The 20,101-nt window shown below is 34.7% G+C and carries 13 protein-coding genes; 8 read left to right on the top strand and 5 right to left on the bottom strand.

Annotated elements, in window-relative coordinates; genetic code table 11:
* The first annotated feature begins 19 nt into the window (after nucleotides 1-19).
* From xrtK to katG, 4 genes are all read left to right on the top strand, one after another.
* On the top strand, nucleotides 20-553 hold the full coding sequence (xrtK, locus tag L3049_RS21680) for an exosortase K (protein WP_425440822.1): 534 nt from the start codon (nucleotides 20-22) through the stop codon (nucleotides 551-553).
* Complete coding sequence (locus L3049_RS16690; RefSeq protein WP_275110958.1) at nucleotides 537-3,338, top strand: MSEP-CTERM sorting domain-containing protein; 2,802 nt, start codon at nucleotides 537-539, stop codon at nucleotides 3,336-3,338. Before xrtK ends, L3049_RS16690 begins: the two co-directional genes overlap by 17 nt.
* Before the next feature lie 243 nt (nucleotides 3,339-3,581).
* Nucleotides 3,582-4,550, top strand: coding sequence for a DUF6695 family protein (locus L3049_RS16685; RefSeq protein WP_275110957.1), 969 nt, complete (start codon nucleotides 3,582-3,584; stop codon nucleotides 4,548-4,550).
* 342 nt (nucleotides 4,551-4,892) lie between these two features.
* Nucleotides 4,893-7,106, top strand: a complete 2,214-nt coding sequence (katG, locus tag L3049_RS16680; protein WP_275110956.1) for a catalase/peroxidase HPI — start codon at nucleotides 4,893-4,895, stop codon at nucleotides 7,104-7,106.
* A gap of 252 nt (nucleotides 7,107-7,358) precedes the next feature.
* On the opposite strand, the gene L3049_RS16675 is transcribed toward katG, so the two are convergent.
* Nucleotides 7,359-9,419 carry a TonB-dependent receptor plug domain-containing protein gene (locus L3049_RS16675; RefSeq protein WP_275110955.1) on the bottom strand — a complete coding sequence of 687 codons (2,061 nt, stop codon included), beginning with the start codon at nucleotides 9,417-9,419 and terminating at the stop codon, nucleotides 7,359-7,361.
* 318 nt (nucleotides 9,420-9,737) lie between these two features.
* Here L3049_RS16675 and L3049_RS16670 point away from each other — a divergent pair, with 318 nt between their 5' ends.
* Both L3049_RS16670 and L3049_RS16665 read left to right on the top strand, forming a co-directional pair.
* Nucleotides 9,738-10,118 carry a VOC family protein gene (locus L3049_RS16670; RefSeq protein ID WP_275110954.1) on the top strand — a complete coding sequence of 127 codons (381 nt, stop codon included), beginning with the start codon at nucleotides 9,738-9,740 and terminating at the stop codon, nucleotides 10,116-10,118.
* A 78-nt stretch (nucleotides 10,119-10,196) separates the two neighbouring features.
* Nucleotides 10,197-10,634: an SRPBCC family protein gene (locus tag L3049_RS16665; protein WP_275110953.1), complete on the top strand. Its 438-nt coding sequence runs from the start codon at nucleotides 10,197-10,199 to the stop codon at nucleotides 10,632-10,634.
* 59 nt (nucleotides 10,635-10,693) lie between these two features.
* On the opposite strand, the gene L3049_RS16660 is transcribed toward L3049_RS16665, so the two are convergent.
* A complete protein-coding gene (locus L3049_RS16660) occupies nucleotides 10,694-12,301 on the bottom strand; it encodes a dipeptidase (RefSeq protein ID WP_275110952.1) in 1,608 nt (535 codons plus the stop codon).
* A gap of 206 nt (nucleotides 12,302-12,507) precedes the next feature.
* Between L3049_RS16660 and truA the strand changes: the two genes are divergently transcribed.
* Entirely contained in the window at nucleotides 12,508-13,314 is an 807-nt protein-coding gene (truA, locus tag L3049_RS16655; RefSeq protein ID WP_275110951.1) for a tRNA pseudouridine(38-40) synthase TruA, read from the top strand.
* On the opposite strand, the gene L3049_RS16650 is transcribed toward truA, so the two are convergent.
* Both L3049_RS16650 and L3049_RS16645 read right to left on the bottom strand, forming a co-directional pair.
* Nucleotides 13,311-15,449 (bottom strand): PAS domain-containing hybrid sensor histidine kinase/response regulator, encoded by a 2,139-nt coding sequence (locus L3049_RS16650; protein ID WP_275110950.1) that lies wholly within the window; start codon nucleotides 15,447-15,449, stop codon nucleotides 13,311-13,313. The genes truA and L3049_RS16650 overlap by 4 nt on opposite strands.
* Before the next feature lie 5 nt (nucleotides 15,450-15,454).
* Nucleotides 15,455-16,591, bottom strand: coding sequence for an FIST signal transduction protein (locus tag L3049_RS16645; RefSeq protein WP_275110949.1), 1,137 nt, complete (start codon nucleotides 16,589-16,591; stop codon nucleotides 15,455-15,457).
* Nucleotides 16,592-16,841: 250 nt separating this feature from the next.
* Here L3049_RS16645 and L3049_RS16640 point away from each other — a divergent pair, with 250 nt between their 5' ends.
* Complete coding sequence (locus tag L3049_RS16640) at nucleotides 16,842-19,235, top strand: penicillin-binding protein 1A (protein ID WP_275110948.1); 2,394 nt, start codon at nucleotides 16,842-16,844, stop codon at nucleotides 19,233-19,235.
* On the opposite strand, the gene L3049_RS16635 is transcribed toward L3049_RS16640, so the two are convergent.
* Nucleotides 19,232-20,053, bottom strand: coding sequence for a CHAD domain-containing protein (locus tag L3049_RS16635; RefSeq protein WP_275110947.1), 822 nt, complete (start codon nucleotides 20,051-20,053; stop codon nucleotides 19,232-19,234). The two genes, L3049_RS16640 and L3049_RS16635, sit on opposite strands and share 4 nt — an antisense overlap.
* Nucleotides 20,054-20,101 lie beyond the last annotated feature (48 nt).

Below are 20,101 nucleotides of genomic sequence, written 5' to 3'. Positions count from 1 at the left end.
CCATTGAATTTTATACCCGATGAAAAAAAATAAAAATCTAATTTATTATCTGCTGATGATAGGAATATTTATCCTTTTTAAGTTCTGGTTCATTTATGCCGACAATAGCAGTTTAGCTTTTATTCTGAAACCAACGAGCAAACTTGTTGGTATAGTAACAGGTTCTTCTTCCATATACCTCGCCGAAAGTGGTTACTATTTTCAGGATACAAACATCATCATAGATAAATCGTGCTCAGGATTTAATTTTTGGTTATTGTGTTACTCCATGCTGCTCTTTTTAATCTTTAAATCATTACAAAAGAACTCACACAAACTACTTGCAATTCCATCAGTCATGCTTGGTGCCTATATATTGACAATACTAGTTAGCACTTCACGAATTTATGTAAGTCTTACAATACAAAATTCACTAATCAACTTTTTACAAATCGAGCAACATATTATTCATGAAGCAATTGGCGTAATAACCAATTTAACCTTCTTAGTTCTATTCTTCGCCGCGACAAAAAATTATTCAACAAAACTTGAATTAAATGAACAACTTACTTAATCCCAAATGGCTTTTAGTTATAAATACACTTCCAATAACAGTGCTTTTTTATCTATACCTCTCCAAGTTTACCATTATCAAAAGTCTCTTGAATGTTGATAATATTAAGCTTTGGAAGTCTTTTGGAATATCCTTAGGTATTTTAAGCATCCTTAATTTATTGTACGCACTCTATTTAATTCTAAAAAAGCAAAAGGTATCGGCCATCTATGGTTTTATTGCCCTTGTAGCTTACATTTCCTTTATCTATTTGTATGGATCCAATTCGCGTGATATTATTCCATTTTCGATTCCAAGATGGATGATACCTGACGATATGATTCTATATGTTGGCACCTTTCTGATGCCAACATTAATCTACTCATTATTCATCCTAGTATCACATTTCACCTACAACACTCAAAACCGTAATCCTTGGAAAAGTTTTTCTGCCACTCTACTAATTCCTTTAGCATGGTATCTAATCTCACAAATAATACTTCCATTATGGAAACCCCTTGGTGCTAATTTCAGCACTCATACAGTAATTATATTTGTTATTATCGGAACTGTTGCCTTTCTATTTTTCCTAATTAGAGGGCTGTATATCCTTGCCAGTAAGAAAGCTGACATTTGGCAGAACTATCAATTAGCTTGGAAAATTCCCATTTCAATGGTTTTACCATTATTGGGTTTAGCCCTAAATAATGGACGAATATCCTCCTTTTTAGGTACTGGAATTTTTGGTGATTTTAATAGTATCTGGTTTTATATTCTTACCGTGGTAAACGGCATTCTAATTTGTCTACCTAATTTAGAAAATAAAGGCTACAGATTATCTTTATTCATTGGAAGAAGTATCGGTTTTTCGTTCACCTTTTACTTTTTCTTAGTCTTTTTACCCTTCCTACCCTTATCAATCATAGCCATTATTGCATTCGGATTAGGTTTTCTAATGCTAACACCACTTCTATTATTCGTATTACACATCAATGAGCTTTCTAAAGATTTTACCTATTTACTCTCCTACATTTCCAAAACTAAATTACGCTTAATTTCACTCCTTGGTTTTTTAATGATTCCAGCTTTTATTACCCTTACCTTTTTACAGGATAAAAACACCTTACATGAAACTCTCGAGTATATTTATACGCCCAACTATTCAAAATCCTATAATATTAATAGATCTTCTCTACAAAATACACTAGATATTGTAAAACAACACAAAGACCGAAATGGGGCTCCAATATTTGGAAGCAAAGTTCCTTACCTATCAACTTACTTCAACTGGTTAGTTTTAGATAATCTTACATTATCTGATAAAAAAATTAATACAATTGAAAATGTTTTTTCAGGAACTACTCCATTTAACTTACGATCCGAGAACATAGTTAATGATCAGGTTAAAATCTCAAATATTAGTTCAGAAAGCACCTATGATACAACTCAAAATACTTGGAGAAGTTGGATTAACCTAGAAATAACCAACCACAATAATAAGTCTGGGTTTTCCGAATATGCTACAAGTTTTAATTTACCGGAGGGTTGCTGGATTAGTGATTACTATTTGTATGTAGATGAAAGAAAAGAAATGGGGATTTTAGCTGAAAAGAAATCCGCAATGTGGGTGTTTTCTCAAATAAGAAATACGAATAGAGACCCAGGCATATTGCACTACTTAAGTGGAAACAAAATTGCTTTTAGAGTATTTCCTTTCGCAAAAAACGAAATAAGAAAAACCGGTGTTGAATTCATACACAAAGGTCCAATCGAAATTACTATTGATGGCCATACGGTAGCTCTAGGAAAAACAATTGAGGATCATAATGACAATTTTGAAAATGAAAATTTAATTTATGTCTCAGTACAAAATAAAAAGAGTCTGGAACAAATTAAACGCAAACCCTATTTCCATTTTTTAGTAGATGTTTCAAACGGCAATGACAATAATTATTCAATTTTTGCATCACGCATAAAACAAGTTATGCAGAAGAACAAAAGGCTTTCGGCAGATGCGAAAATTAGTTTTGTTAACAGCTACACAAACACAATGAATTTCGATTTAAATTGGGAACAATACTTTAACTCAAAAAACTTTGAAGGTGGTTACTATCTGGACCGAGCAATAAAACAAACCCTTTTCGATTCATATAAAAACAACAGCAACTCCTACCCAGTTATTGTGGCTGTCACTGATTCGATAGATCAGGCCATTCTCGATCAAGATTTTTCAGATTTCAAAATGGCTTATCCCGATTTAAATGTTTTCTTCCACATAGATGAATATGGTGATTTGCAGGCACATTCGTTACATTCAAATCCCAAAATAATACAATCTTACCCAATCAAATCAATAGGTAACAATTCAGTCTGTAAATTTTCAATGGCAAATAATAAGTCTAGATATCTTGCAAACAACAAAGAAGCTAGTATTATTCTAAAAGAAGATATTCTAAACTTTTCAAAATTTAAAATAGTCAAAAAGAATTGGTCTACAGCACTTTCTCTCCAAGGCAAGTGGACCTCTCAAGTCTTTCATCCGGAAACAACAAATTTAGATTGGATAAATCATGTAAGGGGCAGTTTTTCATCGAAAATAATGACACCTCTAACATCCTACCTTGTAGTTGAAAACGAATCGCAAAAAGAAATGTTAAAAAAGAAACAAGAACAGGTACTATCTAGTAATAAGTCACTAGATCTTGGCGAAGACACCCAAAGAATGAGCGAACCAAACCTGATAACATTAATGATACTACTTTTAACTTTTTTAGGGATTAAAAAAAGCAAGCAGTTCATGAACTGAACCAGCGAGCCAAATAATTGAGTTTGCTTAAAATATAAACTTATTTGGCACATTACTCACTTCTCTGGTTAGAAAGGAAACAACTTTATTCATATAGCTATCGAGATAGCAAATTATGATTATATTGGTAAAATATTGGCAATACGCTTGATTACTGCTAACGGTGAACTACTGAAGTCAAACATTGATGTGTTTTTTGCCAATTTATTGTTTGAAGTAGAAAACTTGAAAATATAATATCTAATGCCTAAAAATAACAAATGTGCCGGTTTTGCCATTGCAATAGCATGGCCTGAAACCTATTGCAAACAGCCAGGCTATTGGTATGATCGTTTTACTAATTTATTAGGTTTTAGTAACAACCATTATTACAAAGTAGGCCACGCAGCATTAGTTCTTATAAGCTCAGAAACTAAAAAATGTCATTATTTCGATTTTGGTAGATACATTACCCCTTTTCAGCACGGCAGAGTTCGAAGCGAAATTACAGAGCATGGGTTAAAAGTGAATACTCTTGCTCAAATTTCGAAAGATGGACAACGAATTGAAAATTTTAATGAAATACTAAGAGAATTACAATTAAACCATGAATGTCATGGAGAAGGGGCTTTACATGCTTCATATTCCTTAATTGAGTTTGAAAAGGCATATCAAAAAGTTCTGCAATTACAGCGAAGAGGTCCAATTCAATACGGTCCATTCAAATACAAAGGCAGTAATTGCTCACGCTTTGTAAATACTTCGATATTATCTGGTGAACCACAATGGAAACATGCCTTCAGGCTTAAATACTTTGTCCCATTAACACCAACACCACTCAACAATGTAAATGCGTTGCCAAACAAAGTAGTGATTCCAAAACTTCTAAAAACAAAGGCATTTTGCCCAGCTCCAATATCCGACAAACGGAAATTAAAACTCACATTAGAAGAGCCACCAAAAAAGAATAACATACCAGACAATGCGATTTGGCTAAGTGGTGAAGGTTCAGGCTCATGGTTTGTAGTAAATCAACATTTAAAAAACTATCAAATTTCAAGATATGGCCCCGAAGGAGATTTAGAATGCAAGGGCTTATTTAAAATCGCTGGCTATAGTCATTTTGATCTAAAATTACCCTTTAAGATTGATTACCTAAGTCATTGTGAGAGAGTCATAATTAATCAATCCAATAATTTAATCGCACTTACTAGAATAGCCGATAAGAACTAAATAAATTCACTAGGAATTAAATTTAGCTGACCAGTCTTTTTCTTTCCAAGTTAAGCTTATCAAAGTAGATTCTATTTGTTTTTAGTTGACCCGAATATCATGGTAAAAACTCTACAAAAAGCAATTATAAAATACGATTTCCGAAAGTGAAAATAAATTTAAGTTTGATGTATTAATCCCCTAACACACTACCACCAATAGCCATCGAAACTACCACTGATCTAATCATTTATCATTTTAAAAAAAACAGAATACTTCGACTAATAAATTCTAAAAACAATCAGACGGTCTGCCTAATATTTCGTAAATTAATTAACAAATTATTAATTTAAAACATTAATCATGGAAAATCAGTCAGACAACAGAGGTAAATGTCCAGTTACTGGAGCAACCGGAAAACATAAAATTGGTGGTGGCGGAACAAAAAATCATGATTGGTGGCCAAAACAGTTAAAACTAAACATTCTTAGACAGCACTCCTCCCTATCAAATCCAATGGGGGATAATTTTGACTATTCCGAAGAATTTAAGAGCCTTGATTATAAAGCGCTAAAAAAAGATCTTCATGAATTAATGACTGATTCTCAAGAGTGGTGGCCTGCCGATTTTGGTCATTATGGACCATTTTTTATTCGAATGGCCTGGCATAGTGCGGGAACATACCGCACAGGCGATGGACGTGGTGGAGCTGGTACAGGTCAACAACGTTTCGCTCCTTTGAACAGTTGGCCCGATAATGTAAATCTTGATAAGGCACGAAGGTTACTATGGCCCATTAAACAAAAATATGGTAAAAAAATATCTTGGGCTGACTTGATGATACTTACAGGAAATGTAGCTTTAGAATCAATGGGCTTTAAAACCTTTGGATTTGCAGGTGGTCGTGAAGATGTTTGGGAACCAGAAGAGGATGCTTATTGGGGATCAGAAACAGAATGGCTTGAAGATGATAAGCGTTATGATGATGAAAAAAAAGATTTGGATAATCCTCTTGCCGCTGTGCAAATGGGACTTATTTATGTAAATCCTGAAGGTCCGGGTGGTAATCCTGATCCTATTGCAGCTGCTAAAGATATTCGAGAGACTTTTGCACGTATGGCAATGGATGATGAAGAAACCGTTGCTTTAATTGCAGGAGGTCATACTTTTGGTAAATGCCACGGAGCAGATGACGCTAGTCATGTTGGACCAGAGCCAGAAGCTGCGGATATTGAAGAACAAGGTTTAGGATGGAAAAGTTCATTTGGCTCAGGAAAAGGCAAAGACACAATATCAAGTGGTATTGAAGTAATATGGACACAAACTCCAGCCAAATGGAGTTACTATTTCTTCAATAACTTATTTAAATATGACTGGGAATTAACAAAAAGTCCGGCAGGGGCAAACATGTGGGTAGCAAAAAATGCGGATGAAGAAATGCCCGATGCGCATGACAGTTCCAAAAAACATCGTCCTACAATGTTAACAACCGACCTATCCTTGCGTTTCGACCCTAAATATGAAAAAATATCAAGACGCTTTTATGAGCATCCACTAGAATTTGCTGATGCTTTTGCTCGTGCATGGTTCAAATTAACCCACCGTGACATGGGACCAAAGACGCGCTATTTAGGTTCTGAAATTCCAACAGAAGAATTGATATGGCAAGACCCAATTCCTCCGGTAGATCATAAATTAATTGACAATGATGATATTGCAAACTTAAAAACCAAAGTTTTAAAGTCTGGACTAACAGTTTCTCAGTTGGTTTCTACAGCATGGGCTTCTGCGTCTACGTTTAGAGGCTCAGATAAACGAGGTGGTGCAAATGGTGCACGTATTCGTCTTGCTCCTCAAAAAGATTGGAAAGTAAATAGCCCTACTCAATTAAAAAAAGTACTGAAAACATTAGAAGCTATTCAAGATGAATTTAACACTTCTCAATCAGGCAATAAAAAAGTATCACTTGCCGATCTAATTGTTTTAGGAGGTTGCGCTGGTGTTGAAAAAGCAGCTAAAAATGCAGGTTTTAGCTTAAGCGTACCATTTACTCCTGGTCGAATGGATTCGACTCAAGAACAAACCGATGTTGAATCAATTTCATTTTTGGAACCGGTTGCTGATGGTTTCCGCAATTATTTACAAAAGAAATTTGCGATGCCTACTGAAGATTTATTGGTAGATAAATCTCAATTACTAAACTTAACAGCTCCTGAAATGACAGTCCTCATTGGTGGAATGCGTGTTTTAAATACAAATTTCGATGGTTCAAAACATGGTGTTTTCACCGATCGACCAGAAATTCTAACCAATGATTTCTTTGTAAATTTACTTGACATGAGCGTAGCTTGGATGCCAAATTCCGAAACAAAGGAATATTTTGACGGACGTGATCGCAAAACAGGTAAAATAAAATGGACTGGAACGAGGGTTGATTTAATCTTTGGCTCTAATTCCGAACTTAGAGCATTGGCAGAAGTTTATGCCAGTTTCGATGCGAATGAAAAATTTATTAAAGACTTTATTACTGCTTGGAATAAGGTAATGAATCTTGATCGATTTGATTTAAAAATTTAAGGTAAACAAAACGTAAAAACTTTATACAAAACAGGCGGGCTTATTAGTATTTAGGTGCTTATAACCTGCTTTGTTATTTGAATAAACTGACAGCACTTTAGCTGCCTTCAAAGATCATTTTTATATCAAGCTTTGCATACAAGAAGTAAGGATACCTCAAAAAAATGAGGCTGACCAAAAGAATTCAGAATCTTACGAAGTAGATTCTTGCTTTTGGAACAGCCTCTATTGTTTTATTCTAGAAGTAAACCTCTACAAATCAAGATTCACCTTCACTCCTACTCGTAACCATCTGCCCGGTTGCGTGATGTTGCCTCTATCGTAATAATCTTTATCCAATAAATTAGAAGCCTCAGCATATAGCGTATAGACAGGTCGTTGATAATAAATACGACCATCCATCAACCAAAAAGGAGAATAGCTACGCTCCTCTCCGTAAGTGCTATTGGCTTTATCGTAATAAAGGTATCCACCTTCGCGATCTTGATACGAGACACTCCATGAAGCTCCCAAATCACCCCAAATCACATGGTCGGCAGTAAGACTCAACTTGTGTTTAAGATTATCCAACACATACTGAGATATAAACTCATCGGAAGATTTATCCATATTCAGATAACCATAAGTCATTTTCAGACTCTTCAAAGGAAAGTCCTCACTCCAAATTACTCTTGGATACAGTTGTGTCGAAAATTCCAGTCCCAGCGTATTTATTTCCGTTAGATTCTGACTTTGCCATTTATCTTCTGCATTCTGCTTCACCCAATCAATCATATTAGTCCCCTTGCGATAGAAGATGGAAGCATGTGCCCTAAATAAGTGATTGTTAAATTTGAATCCACTTTCCCATGTGGTTGCCTCCTCCGGTTCAAGGTCTGCATTTCCAATGTTTGTGGGACCTGCATAGTAAAGATCTGTAAAGGTAGGCATACGCAAAGAGTGATTCAATGAAGCATACCATTTCAAATTTCCTTTTAGCTGATAACTCAGATCCACACCTGGATAAAAGTTAAAGCTCCGCCCCAAATCAGAATTCCAATTTGCCATGATTCCTGCAGAAATGGTTAATCGATCAAAATAAATGTTGTGCTCCAAAAAATAACTCAAATTTGTACGAGTGTGCTGTTTTGTAAAGAAAGCTCCGGTCTCTCCGGGCACCTTCATTGGTTCATCCATCTCCTCGCCTAATACATTACTCCAAATGTTCTCTGATCTGAATTCCACACCAGTCGCACTCTTTCCCAAAGCCCAGTTAAAGCTGGTGTTCAAATTTGTGCCATAGACATCCGTTAAATGGTAGTTGTGAGACGAATACCACGAAGCAGGATTGCTTCGGAATAGTTCAAACCGGTCCTGATGGCGGCGCCAATAAACAACGGGGGTAAATTTCACCTTGCCTTTTGTGGAAAAGCGCAAACTAGCGAATGTGGTTTTATTCTCCTCGTACTGATTTGGGTACGCAGGTGTATAAAAACTATTGGCTCCAAATCCCTTGGTATTGTATCCCAACTGAAGATCCAGATCTCCTTCGGAAGTCGTTAATTGTCCCTGATAAAAAAGATTTGTAGATGTAAAGTCAGTATTCTCAATGTACCCATCACTGGCTTTACGACTCAGAGCAAGGTAGGATTTAAGAGGCCCTGTAAGATATGTTGTTCCTGCTGATAGGGAATAAAATCCATCTTCTCCAACACTTGCAGCAAGCTTTAAATTATTTTTATTTTTGGTGCCGGTAATAAAATTGATCGCTCCGCTAAACGCATTGGGACCGAAGACTCTAGCGCCAGGTCCTTGAAGAATTTCAACACGCTCAATACTTTCCAGATCTACCGGAAGATTCATGCTTAGGTGACCTGTCTGGGGATCGGTGATATTCACTCCATTTAACAGAATCATTGTTTGATCGAAACTGCCTCCGCGAATACTCACGTCGGCCTGCACTCCATGATTTCCTCTCTGTCGTACATCCACATTCAGCAGATGCTCCAAAAGATCCTGCACACTCTGTACCGGTGCGGCATTAATTTCATCTCTCTCCATTACGGTTACCACTCTGGCAACCTGAGAGTATGTTACGGGTGTTCTCAATGCACTCACAACCACCTCATCCAGTTTCTGATCCTGGTTTACATAGATGATTTCTGTTTGAGCACTAGCATTTTTAAAAGTGGCGATACTAAGATATGTCACTACAAGACAACCTATTGTGATTTTTAGTTTCAGACTTTGAAACACACTATAGCCCTTATGACCCCACCTTTTAAAACGAGACACCTGAGAACATCTCTCTGATTCGATTCTCAATTGTTCCATTGTTATTCTTTAAAATAAAAACATAAATAATGATTAATTACCATTCGTTCTTCCAATCATTTCTGATTTTAAAACAAAAGACAAAGATATCTGATTTTATTTCCCATCCAACATCAAAAAACTATCCTATAGCATGAAAAAACAAGTTACAGAGCTATTTCATTGCTCTTTTATTTACTTAGAAATTAATTTTTCGCAACTTGAATCAATGAATTAAAATTTGGCGACAAGATTAAAATCCATTTCACAAGTCAAATACCTTAGGTTTTCAACATTTTTTCTGATATTGAATAAACATTCTTATTAAGCCCTCATCTCATGAAAATAAAGCTAACCAGTGTATACGTAAACAATCCAATTAAGGCTTTTCATTTTTACACCGAATATATTGGCTTTCTTGAGCATATGTTCGTACCTGTTGCTTCCCTAGCCATAGTTGTTGCTCCCGAAGATCGAGATGGTACTGCATTACTTTTAGAGCCAAATACACATCCTGCGGCAAAAACATATCAAGAGGCTATGTATAAGGATTCTTTACCCGTAATAACTTTAAATGCGATTGATGTTCATGAAAAATATGAAGAATTAATAGCTAAAGGGGTTACATTTACACAGAAGCCAACAGAATCAAAATGGGGTATTTCTGCAATTTTTGAAGATACCTGTGGTAACCTTATCCAAATTCACCAAGACCTATAAACATCCAAATAATTCTTTTAATATTTTTTGTATCTTACTACGTAACAAGCTATTCACCTACACATAAATTGAATGTAAATGAAATATACAGATGAGATTGAAATTAACCAGCCAATTAATAAAGTTGTTGAACTGTTCGATAATGAGGATAATTTATTTAAATGGATGAATGGTCTTCAATCAATAGAACATTTGGAAGGCAAGCCTGGAGAAAAGGGCTCTACAACCAAAATGCTTTTTAAAGAAGGCAAGCGTGAAATTGAAATGATCGAAACCATTCTCGAAAATAAACTTCCAGAAGAATTTACAGCAACTTACGAAGCTAAAGGAGTCTACAACCTTGCTAAAATTAGTTTCGTTTCACTCACTGATAGCAAAACCAAATACCTAACTGAACAAGAATTTCAATTGAAAGGATTTATAAAATTAATTGGCTGGCTTATGCCTGGGGTATTTAAAAAGCAGACCAATAAATATTTGAAAATGTTTAAAGAATTTGCAGAAAACCACGAATAGAAAAAAGCCGTTTGAAAGATTATTCAAACGGCTTTTTATATGCTAGTTCTGAAATTAGATTAGAATCCTAAGCCGAACTTTCCCCAATATTTATTTTCTAATTCTTTCCAACGAAGCATTGTAGCTCCAGTGAAATCGCGGGTAAATTTATTCAAAAGAATTTTAGCTTCATCTTTCTTACCTTCTTTAAGTAATTTCTTAATTTTTACTTCTAAGGCTTCCGCATCTTCAAAGCCTTTGTTTTCGAAATGAGCAACATCAGCCATCATTTCTTCGCGAGTATTCTGCCATGCAAGAGTTGCCAATTTATTTGCTTTACGATAAGCCCAAATTGTAGCATCAGCGCGGTAGCGCTTTTGTCCGCAATAGTTAAATGACTCAGGAAGTTCAGTTGTACCAGCGTAAATTGGAATTCGTGGACTTTGACCAGGATTGTCGAATGAGAACCAAGCTACACCACCAACTTCATCAGGTAACCAATCTCTCAATTGAGTAACAAATGAATAAGAACACCACGACACCGCAACAGTTCTTTGATATTCAACAGAACCATCTTTTAAGTAGTTATATAATTTTCGATTATTTCCATTTGGCCAAGGATGAGCATTTAGAGCAGTTATCGTATCTACACCAATAACTTCTTTTTTATCATTTTTCTTTTTCTTGATCACCTTAAGGTTCTGAGTCATGTCATACTTAGTTCCTTCATAAGTTTCTCTATACATTGCCATGACATCTTTCACAGAGATTTTATTGTCAGGTTTTACTGAAAATGGTAGTTCATCAGCTTCAAAATCAAGATTCAAAGAAGGAGCAAAGTGATTTAGAATGAAGAATTCGCGAATTTTAAATGGTTTATCAACACCACCATATACTTTCCAAAATTTAAATTCTTCTTTGCCATCCCATCGTTCCAATTCCTTTGCTACAGAAAAAACATTATCCGAATACATAAAGTAATCCTTATTTTTCTTTTCAATAATGCCAATTCTTGAGATGTTAGCAGAAACACCAACATGACCATCAGGAATACGTTGAGCAGCCCAAACACCACCAATATTATCAGGACCTTCACCAAGGATTTCTAATTGCCATACTTCTTTCTTGTCAGCAATAGTGATACACTCACCCCAGTCGCCGTAACCATGCTTCTTGATAAGTTTACCTATTAGTTTAATCGCATCACGTGCTGTTGTACAACGTTGTAAAGCAATTCGTTCTAACTCTTCAATTAGAAACATGCCATTTTCATTTACGAGCTCTTCTGGGCCAACAAAAGTTGTTTCACCAATAGCAAGCTGTTTTTCGTTAAGACAAGGATAAGCTGTGTTCAAATAAGCAAAAGTTGATTCTACCTGATCAATTTCGCCTGCAAGTTTCATTTTTCTTTGATCCCAGGCTGTCTCAGTTTTCAAAGTCCCTTTATAAACTTTGTGAGTTGCTTTTTTATCAAATTTTTGTGCTTTTTCAAAAGTTAACCAAGTACGGTAACGGCCATCACAAGTGTGACTCGTAATTACTGATCCATCAGTAGTTGCTTTTTTGCCAACCATTATACTGGTACAACTTTCACCAAAAAATGGATCATTAACCTGATCCAAAACCGATTGAGCTTGAACACTTGATACTGCAAGCATTGCCAGTAAAGCAAAAAATATTCTTTTCATTCTTTATGTTGTTTAAATTAGGTGTTCGATATAAAATCGAGCTCTAATATAAGATATTCCCAATAGATTATTCTCCCCTGTTTGCTATTTAAAAACAATACACAATCACCAATCTTAAAAAAAGAGTTCAAATTCAATTCTCAAAAGAATAAGTTAATGATACCTTTGCGCAGCAAAACATTTCATCATCAGATAAAGTAAATATCGTGAGGTACTTTTTTCACATAGGATACAAAGGAACTGAATACAAAGGCTGGCAACGTCAAAATAATGTAACAAGCATTCAGCAAGTTCTTGAAGACAATTTATCTAAATTACTAAAAGAAAAAGTCGTTTGTATCGGTTGTGGCAGAACAGATGCTGGTGTACACGCATCCCAGTATTTTTTTCATGTCAATACCGACAAAATATGGAACAATAATCATCTTTTTGCCGTAAATAAAATTCTTCCACCGAGCATTTCGGTTTACGATGTTTTTGAAGTCGACCCTAAGATACATGCACAGACAAGTGCAAAAGAAAGAACCTACGACTATTTTATTCACACCAAAAAAATTCCATTTTTAAATAACATTAGCTCATATTACGATATTCATCCAAATGCTGGATTAATGAGTAAGGCAGCTTCAGTGTTATTAAAATATTCTGACTTTAGAGCTTTTTGCAAATCTCCAGACAGCCACAATCATACGCGTTGTGATATCTTTTCAATCCAATTTTTCAGCAATGAAGATCAAACAAAATTTCGTTTACAAATAACAGCCAATCGTTTTTTAAGAGCAATGATTCGAATTTTAGTTCATGAACTAATTGAAGTAGGAATTGGTAAAAAAAGCATAGTCGAATTTGAAGATATGATTCGCAATAAAACAGCTCCTAAATTTCTTAATTTGGCCTTTCCACAAGGATTGTATTTGTCACAAATTGCTTATCCTTTTCACAAGTCTTTGGCAAATTCAGACTATTGTCCAATGACAAAAATTGATCAATGGATCTTAATAGAGCCAAACTAATTTACATATTTTTCAATTTTTGCAAACAACTCATCTGGATTTATTGGTTTCGTAACAAAATCATTCATGCCTGCTTCTAAAACCTTTTTCCTGATTTCACTAAATGCAGAAGCCGTAATTGCAAGTATTGGAAGCTTCACAAACCTCTCTTCTTTTAACTTACGTATGTTAATTGTAGTATGATATCCATCCATAATTGGCATTTGTAAATCCATCAAAACCATATCGAAATTACCAGTTTTAACTTTATCAAATGCGATCTGACCATTCATAGCAATTTCATAACTTATCTCCCACTTTTTCAAAAATTGCTTAATGATTAAAATATTCATTTCATTGTCTTCAGCTACCAATACATGCAGACCTTTTACCTTATCAATATCTTTTATACTCTCTGTCGTAAAACCGACTTTTGGCATAGATTTATGACTAATCGAAAGATCTAAATTCACCATAAAAGTAGTTCCCTTTTCAGGCAAACTCTCTACAGAAATAGAACCATTCATTATCTCAATTAGTTTTTTTGAGATCGTTAAACCCAATCCTGTTCCGCCATATATTCTCGTCGTATTAGAATCAGCCTGAGAAAAAGAATTAAATATTTGATCTTGCTTATTCATTGGGATTCCAATTCCCGTATCGCTTACCTGAAACTGTAAGTTCACTATGTTCTTATCTACACCTAAAAATACCACTTTAATTTTCACAGAACCTTTTTCCGTAAATTTTATCGCATTCGAGCATAAATTATTCAACACCTGCGAAATTCGCATCGGATCACCAATTACATGTGCAGGAATTTTAGGATCAACATCAACAATCAGATCTAAACCTTTCTCTTTTGATTTAACTTTAAAACCAGAAGCAATATTTCCTACTAAACTTCTAAAATTAAAGTCTACAGCCTCTAAATCAACTCGTCCAGCTTCAATCTTACTAAAATCAAGAATGTCATTAATTAAAGTCATTAGGTTATCTGCTGACAACTTTAAAATGTTTAGATTCTGAATTTGATCTTCTCGAGGGTCATCTTCTGAAAGTAGGTGGGTAACACCTATCACCGCATTCATCGGTGTTCGAATTTCATGCGACATTGTCGATAAGAATTGAGCTTTAGCCGACGTTGCATCTTCGGCCTTCTCTTTCGCTAATATTAATTCTTGTTCTACCGCTTTGCGCTCCATTAGGTCATTAAGAACAACAAATAATACATTACCATCCATTAAATTAACAGAGTTAAGGGCAACCTCAACTGGAAATTCCGTTCCATCTTCTTTTTTATGTATCCAATCAAACTTATTAAAGCCATTAGATTTCCCCTTCTGAATCATTTCCATTGCTTTTACTTCAGAAAGCAAGCCATCTGGCTGAAACTCTGGAGAAAAATCCAATACATTTCTTAAAAGAAAATCTTCACGTTTTTTTACACCGAACAGATCCAAACAAGCTTGATTACATTCTATAAATTGTGCTTTCTTAATTACCAAGTATGCAACCGATGACTTTTCAAATATTAACTTATACTTTTCTTCATTTTTCTTGTTCTCAAGTTCCAATCTCTTTCGCTCTGAAATATCTTTAAATGTTCCTGTAAGCCCATTAATATTTCCATCCACATCAGATGTTGCTCTTACCGTCAACTCACACCAAACAAAACTTCCTTCATTGGTTAACAGTCTAAGCTCATTAAACCCACGATGAATTCCACCTGAGATTAACTCTCGAACTTTATTTTTACACCCTTCAATATCCAAAGGGTGAATAAAATCAAATGTTTTACGACCAATACTGCTATCTATCTTAAAGCCAGTAATTTTCTCCCACATTGGATTTAAATAAATCCATTCACCTTCCGAATTGGTTTGAAATATCACTTCGTTAACATTATTCACAACAGATTCTAGTTTCGAATGTGTTTTTTCAATCTCTTCCGTCTTAGAAACCACCGCCTTTTTCAACTCTTGATTTGCTTTAAAAAGCTCTTGAGAACTTTTTTCCAGAATATTCTCCAAATGTCCTAAATCAGAATCAAACCCGAGATATGCCTCATCCACTGCATTTAAAAATTCAGAAAGTTGCCCTTCCTGTTCTATAGATAAATACTTCCGAATTTGTCTTTTTAATAATCGATGCATACAATCTATTTTTCTGAAAATGTAGTAACTGTCATGGTTTGATTATGCAATACAGAGGCGCTTCCATCTTTAAATGGTGCAATCTCACCATAAGAATAAAAACCAGTGATTTTAGCCTGATTTCCAAGCACCTCCGACACCGCCTCAACTTCCTCTTCAACCAATTGTTTTAAAACCAACCTGCGGCCAACACAACTTATTAATATAGCCAATTCAGATTCTCCTTTACCAATCATTTCAATACTTGCTTCAGCGGATAACTCAGCTCCATTAATCAATCGATCTACATTTGCTTTCATCAATTTCACATATGACCCTTCAGGAATATTCCCCGCAAACACCAAACTCTGATCCTCATCATTAACACCATGAATTGTTCTTACAACCGGCTCTTCTTTATCATTTTGGCGTAAACTTAGCGGAAAAAGTAATCCTGCAGCAGGTAATTCATTTACCTTTTCACCTAAAAACTCTTTATACAATAATAATGCGGGCTGATTATCTACTTCATAAAGAACATTACCTTTCGATTTGGTCACTAGCCTTTCTAAACCAAAGCTATTCCATCCACCATTCGAACCATAAGCCACATCTAACGAATTTCCATAAAAGCCAATTGCACTAACACAGTTTTCTATTGGTTTACCCAATTTATCGTATACAAATGTTTTATTGAAATCAACACCATCACCTGCTAAACCACCTGTTACAGCAATTCCATTTGGCAATTTATTTTGTATTCCTTCAACTAAACAAGCACCATTCACATTAACACCATCACTTAGAACCATAATATGTTTCAGACCATCCTTTTTAAACTTTTCACAAAGGACTTCACCACACTCTACACTATTCTTGTAGTTCGTTAACAATACATCCTCTATTTTTATCTCTGTCAATTCAAATTCAACGGCCGTAATTGTAATGGATCTCTCATGCACTTCCAAGCCCATTATTTCACCAGCACTAGAACAACCAAATTTGATAACATCTGAAAAATTTCGATCAAGTATTTCTTGAAAATTCTGATCACATAACAATTCCCTATCTCCGAAAATAAAAAGCAGGTTTGGTTTTATTTGAATCCGTTCTAAGTTTACAAAATCTCGTTTTGATTTTATGATAACTCTATCTACTTTCATTCTCCTTCTCCTTTTAAGTATAATCAAACAGAGAAGCTCATTACATCTCCATTTTACTATTGTTTACATCAAAATCATTAACACTGGTCAATACAGCTGTACGCATCTAATTTTATACCGTTACATTAAATTACGAAAAAAAGACACACTATTGATTAAATTTAATGTTAAATTTCTCAATAGAGTTCATGATTTTTATAATCTTTGAGGCAACTTTTCGTTATTACTTAAATTCGAAGACTGTATAAGCATGGCAAAGACTATTACGAGCAAAAGAAAAACAAGCTCCAAAAAGAAAAAAATCAGCAAAAAGAAAGGCTCTACTAAACGTTCATTCACGAACTATTTGATACGCTTCGCAGTCCTTGGATTTCTTGTCGCCTCATTTTTTATTGCACTATTATTTGGAAGCGTTTACATTGGAGCATGGGGAAAATTGCCAGATTATTATACTTTAAAAAGTATTAAAAATGCAAACGCATCTGAAATTTACTCCGGAGATGGCGTAATTCTAGGTCGTGTATATGCTGAGAACAGAACCAATGTCAATTTTAAAGATATCACTCCTGATGCAATAAATGCGCTGATAGCTACGGAAGATGCACGTTTTTACGAACATCAAGGGGTAGATCAAAGAAGCTTGTTACGAGTTTTAGTAAAATCGTTGATCATGCGCAATAAAAGTGCTGGTGGCGGAAGTACCCTGAGTCAACAATTATCAAAAAACCTATATCCGAGAAGAAACTTTGGGCCTTTTAGCATGCCCGTTAATAAATTAAAAGAAGCGATAACTGCTTCCCGACTAGAAAAAATATATTCCAAAAAAGAGATTTTGCAATTGTACCTAAATACGGTTTCATTTGGGGAAAATGTTTTTGGAATTGAAAGTGCCTCTCGTCAATTCTTTAGTAAGCCTGCACATCAATTGCAAATTCATGAATGTGCCACCTTAATCGGAATGCTTAAAGCACCTACGTCTTACAATCCTAGGCTTCATCCAGAAAGATCTAAGAGAAGAAGGAATACTGTATTGAGTCAGATGGCTAAATATGAATTTATATCTCAAAATAGATTAAAAGAACTTCAAGCACGACCTTTAAAAATTCAATATCAAAAACAGTCTACGAACAAAGGCTTGGCCTCTTATCTTCGTGAAAGAATTAGAATCGAGACCAACAAAATATTAAAAGACTATCCTAAAGAAGACGGGACTTTTTATGACATCTACCGAGATGGCTTAAACATTATTACAACTCTTGATGCAAGAATGCAGAGAAATGCAGAAGAAGCGGTTGCTGAACACATGAAATCTCTGCAATCGCTATTTAAACAGCATTGGGGGAAGAAAGCTCCTTGGGGTAATGATAATGGCGTAATAGAGGATGCAAAAAAACGATCAATTCGTTACAAACGACTTATTAGCAAAGGAAAATCAGCGAAAGAAATCGATAAGGTTTTTAATACAAAAGTGAATATGAAAATATTCACATGGCAGGGCGATAAAGAAGTTAAAATTTCTCCACTAGACTCACTTAAACATTATGCTCAAATCTTAAACACTGGATTTTTAGCGATGGAACCTAGAAGTGGGAAAATAAAAGCCTGGGTTGGTGGTGTTAGTTTTGATCACTTTAAATATGATCATGTAAAGGCAAAACGACAAGTTGGTTCGATATTTAAACCAATTGTTTATGCAGCCGCTATTGATGAAGGAATATCGCCTTTTGAATATTTAAAGAATGAACGAAAAGTATACAAAGAATATGATGATTGGTCGCCTCGAAATGCAGATAATTTGTACGAAGGCAGTTACAGTATGGAAGGAGCTTTAGCTGAGTCGGTGAATACAATTGCAGTAGATGTTCTGCTTGAGACAGGTATTCGAAACACAATTGTTTTGGCTGAAGAAATGGGAATTGAAAGTAATCTTCCAAAAGTACCATCATTGGCCTTAGGAACGGCTAACATTTCTTTATTTGAGATGATACAAGTCTATGCTACCCTTGCTAATAGAGGAGTTCATAGCGATCCATATTACATTTCAAAAATTGAGGATAATAAAGGAAAACTAATTGTTGATCTTAAATCTAAACGAGAGGAAGACAGATATGTACTTTCTCCTCAAAATGCAGATATTTTAAACCATATGCTACAAGCTGTTGTAAATGATGGAACAGGTAAAACATTACGTTCTATTTATGGACTACAAGGAGACTTGGCTGGAAAAACAGGAACAACACAAGTTCAAGCAGATGGTTGGTATGTTGGTTACAACTCAAATTTAGTAGCTGGAGCTTGGGTGGGCGCAGAAGATATGAGAGTACACTTTAACTCTCTAAGTTTAGGACAAGGTGCAAGCATGGCATTACCAATTTATGGAAAATTCCTTCATAAACTGAGCAAAAATAGAAATTTTAGACATTACACAAATGCCCGCATTGTAGAGCCAGATAGTGATATTTTAGCTCAATTAGAAATCCCTCACTACCTTCCTGAAAACACAAATATTTTTGATAAGATATTTGGAGTAGAGGCCACTGATCGTGACAAATTAATGAAACGCAAAGAAAGAAAGGAAAAACGTAAAAAAGAGAAGAAATCTATTTATCAAAAAATTAAAAATATTTTTAAGCGTAAAAATTAATTATTAATTGATCTAAAGTTTTCTCGAAGCAGTTTATCAGATTTATTTTTCAGTTCTAATTTAATTTTGGTATTCCTATTTTTAATACTCTTAATCAAACGTTTAATGTCAGTTCGTGAAAACTCTGACTCCATGCAAGTAAGATAATCATCTAACACCTTATAATCATGCCAATGACCTAAAGAACTTTCTGTTTGGTTTACAATTTCAACGGCAATTTGCCTGTCTTCATCTTCGCCATTTGATAATATCAGATGATGCAAGCCCTTGACTATTTTTAGTAATTTTCTAATTTCATGATGATAATCTTCTCCATGAGAAGAATTAAATAATTTACGTACAATTTCTAATTCATCATGAATTATTCTATCAGTTAAATCTTTGATTGTGGAGAAATCCATCTGATCAATGGCTATACAAATTTGCATAGCTCGTTTCTTAAACTTTGGGATATTGAATTGATGAATTTGCTTTACTAATTTTTGAATTGCATTCTCTTTTTGAGTCTCCAGATACTGAAAAATCTCTGGGTCAATCTCAAAAGAACTCTCCTTTAACAAATCAGTACTAATTTGAACGGTTCTTAAACTACCTGCATACTTAAAAAGTTTATTAAGTTGTTTCTGCATTTGAAGGCCTTCTTCAGTATTCGAATCCATCTCTTCAACCAATAAAAGAAGGCTTTTGATATTTTTAACCGACACTCTAAATCGATGAACATCATCTTGCTTTAAATCCTTAAGCACAGACAGGTAAATTAAAAAAGAATCAAACTTTTCCCTATAGTACCCACTTAAATTTGTATTTCCTTTTTTCATATTTATCTGTATCTATATACAAGATACATAAAATCAGAGAATTACTCA

Source organism: Labilibaculum sp. DW002 (assembly GCF_029029525.1).
Classification (GTDB): domain Bacteria; phylum Bacteroidota; class Bacteroidia; order Bacteroidales; family Marinifilaceae; genus Paralabilibaculum; species Paralabilibaculum antarcticum.
This window is presented reverse-complemented; position numbering and strand designations above follow the sequence as displayed.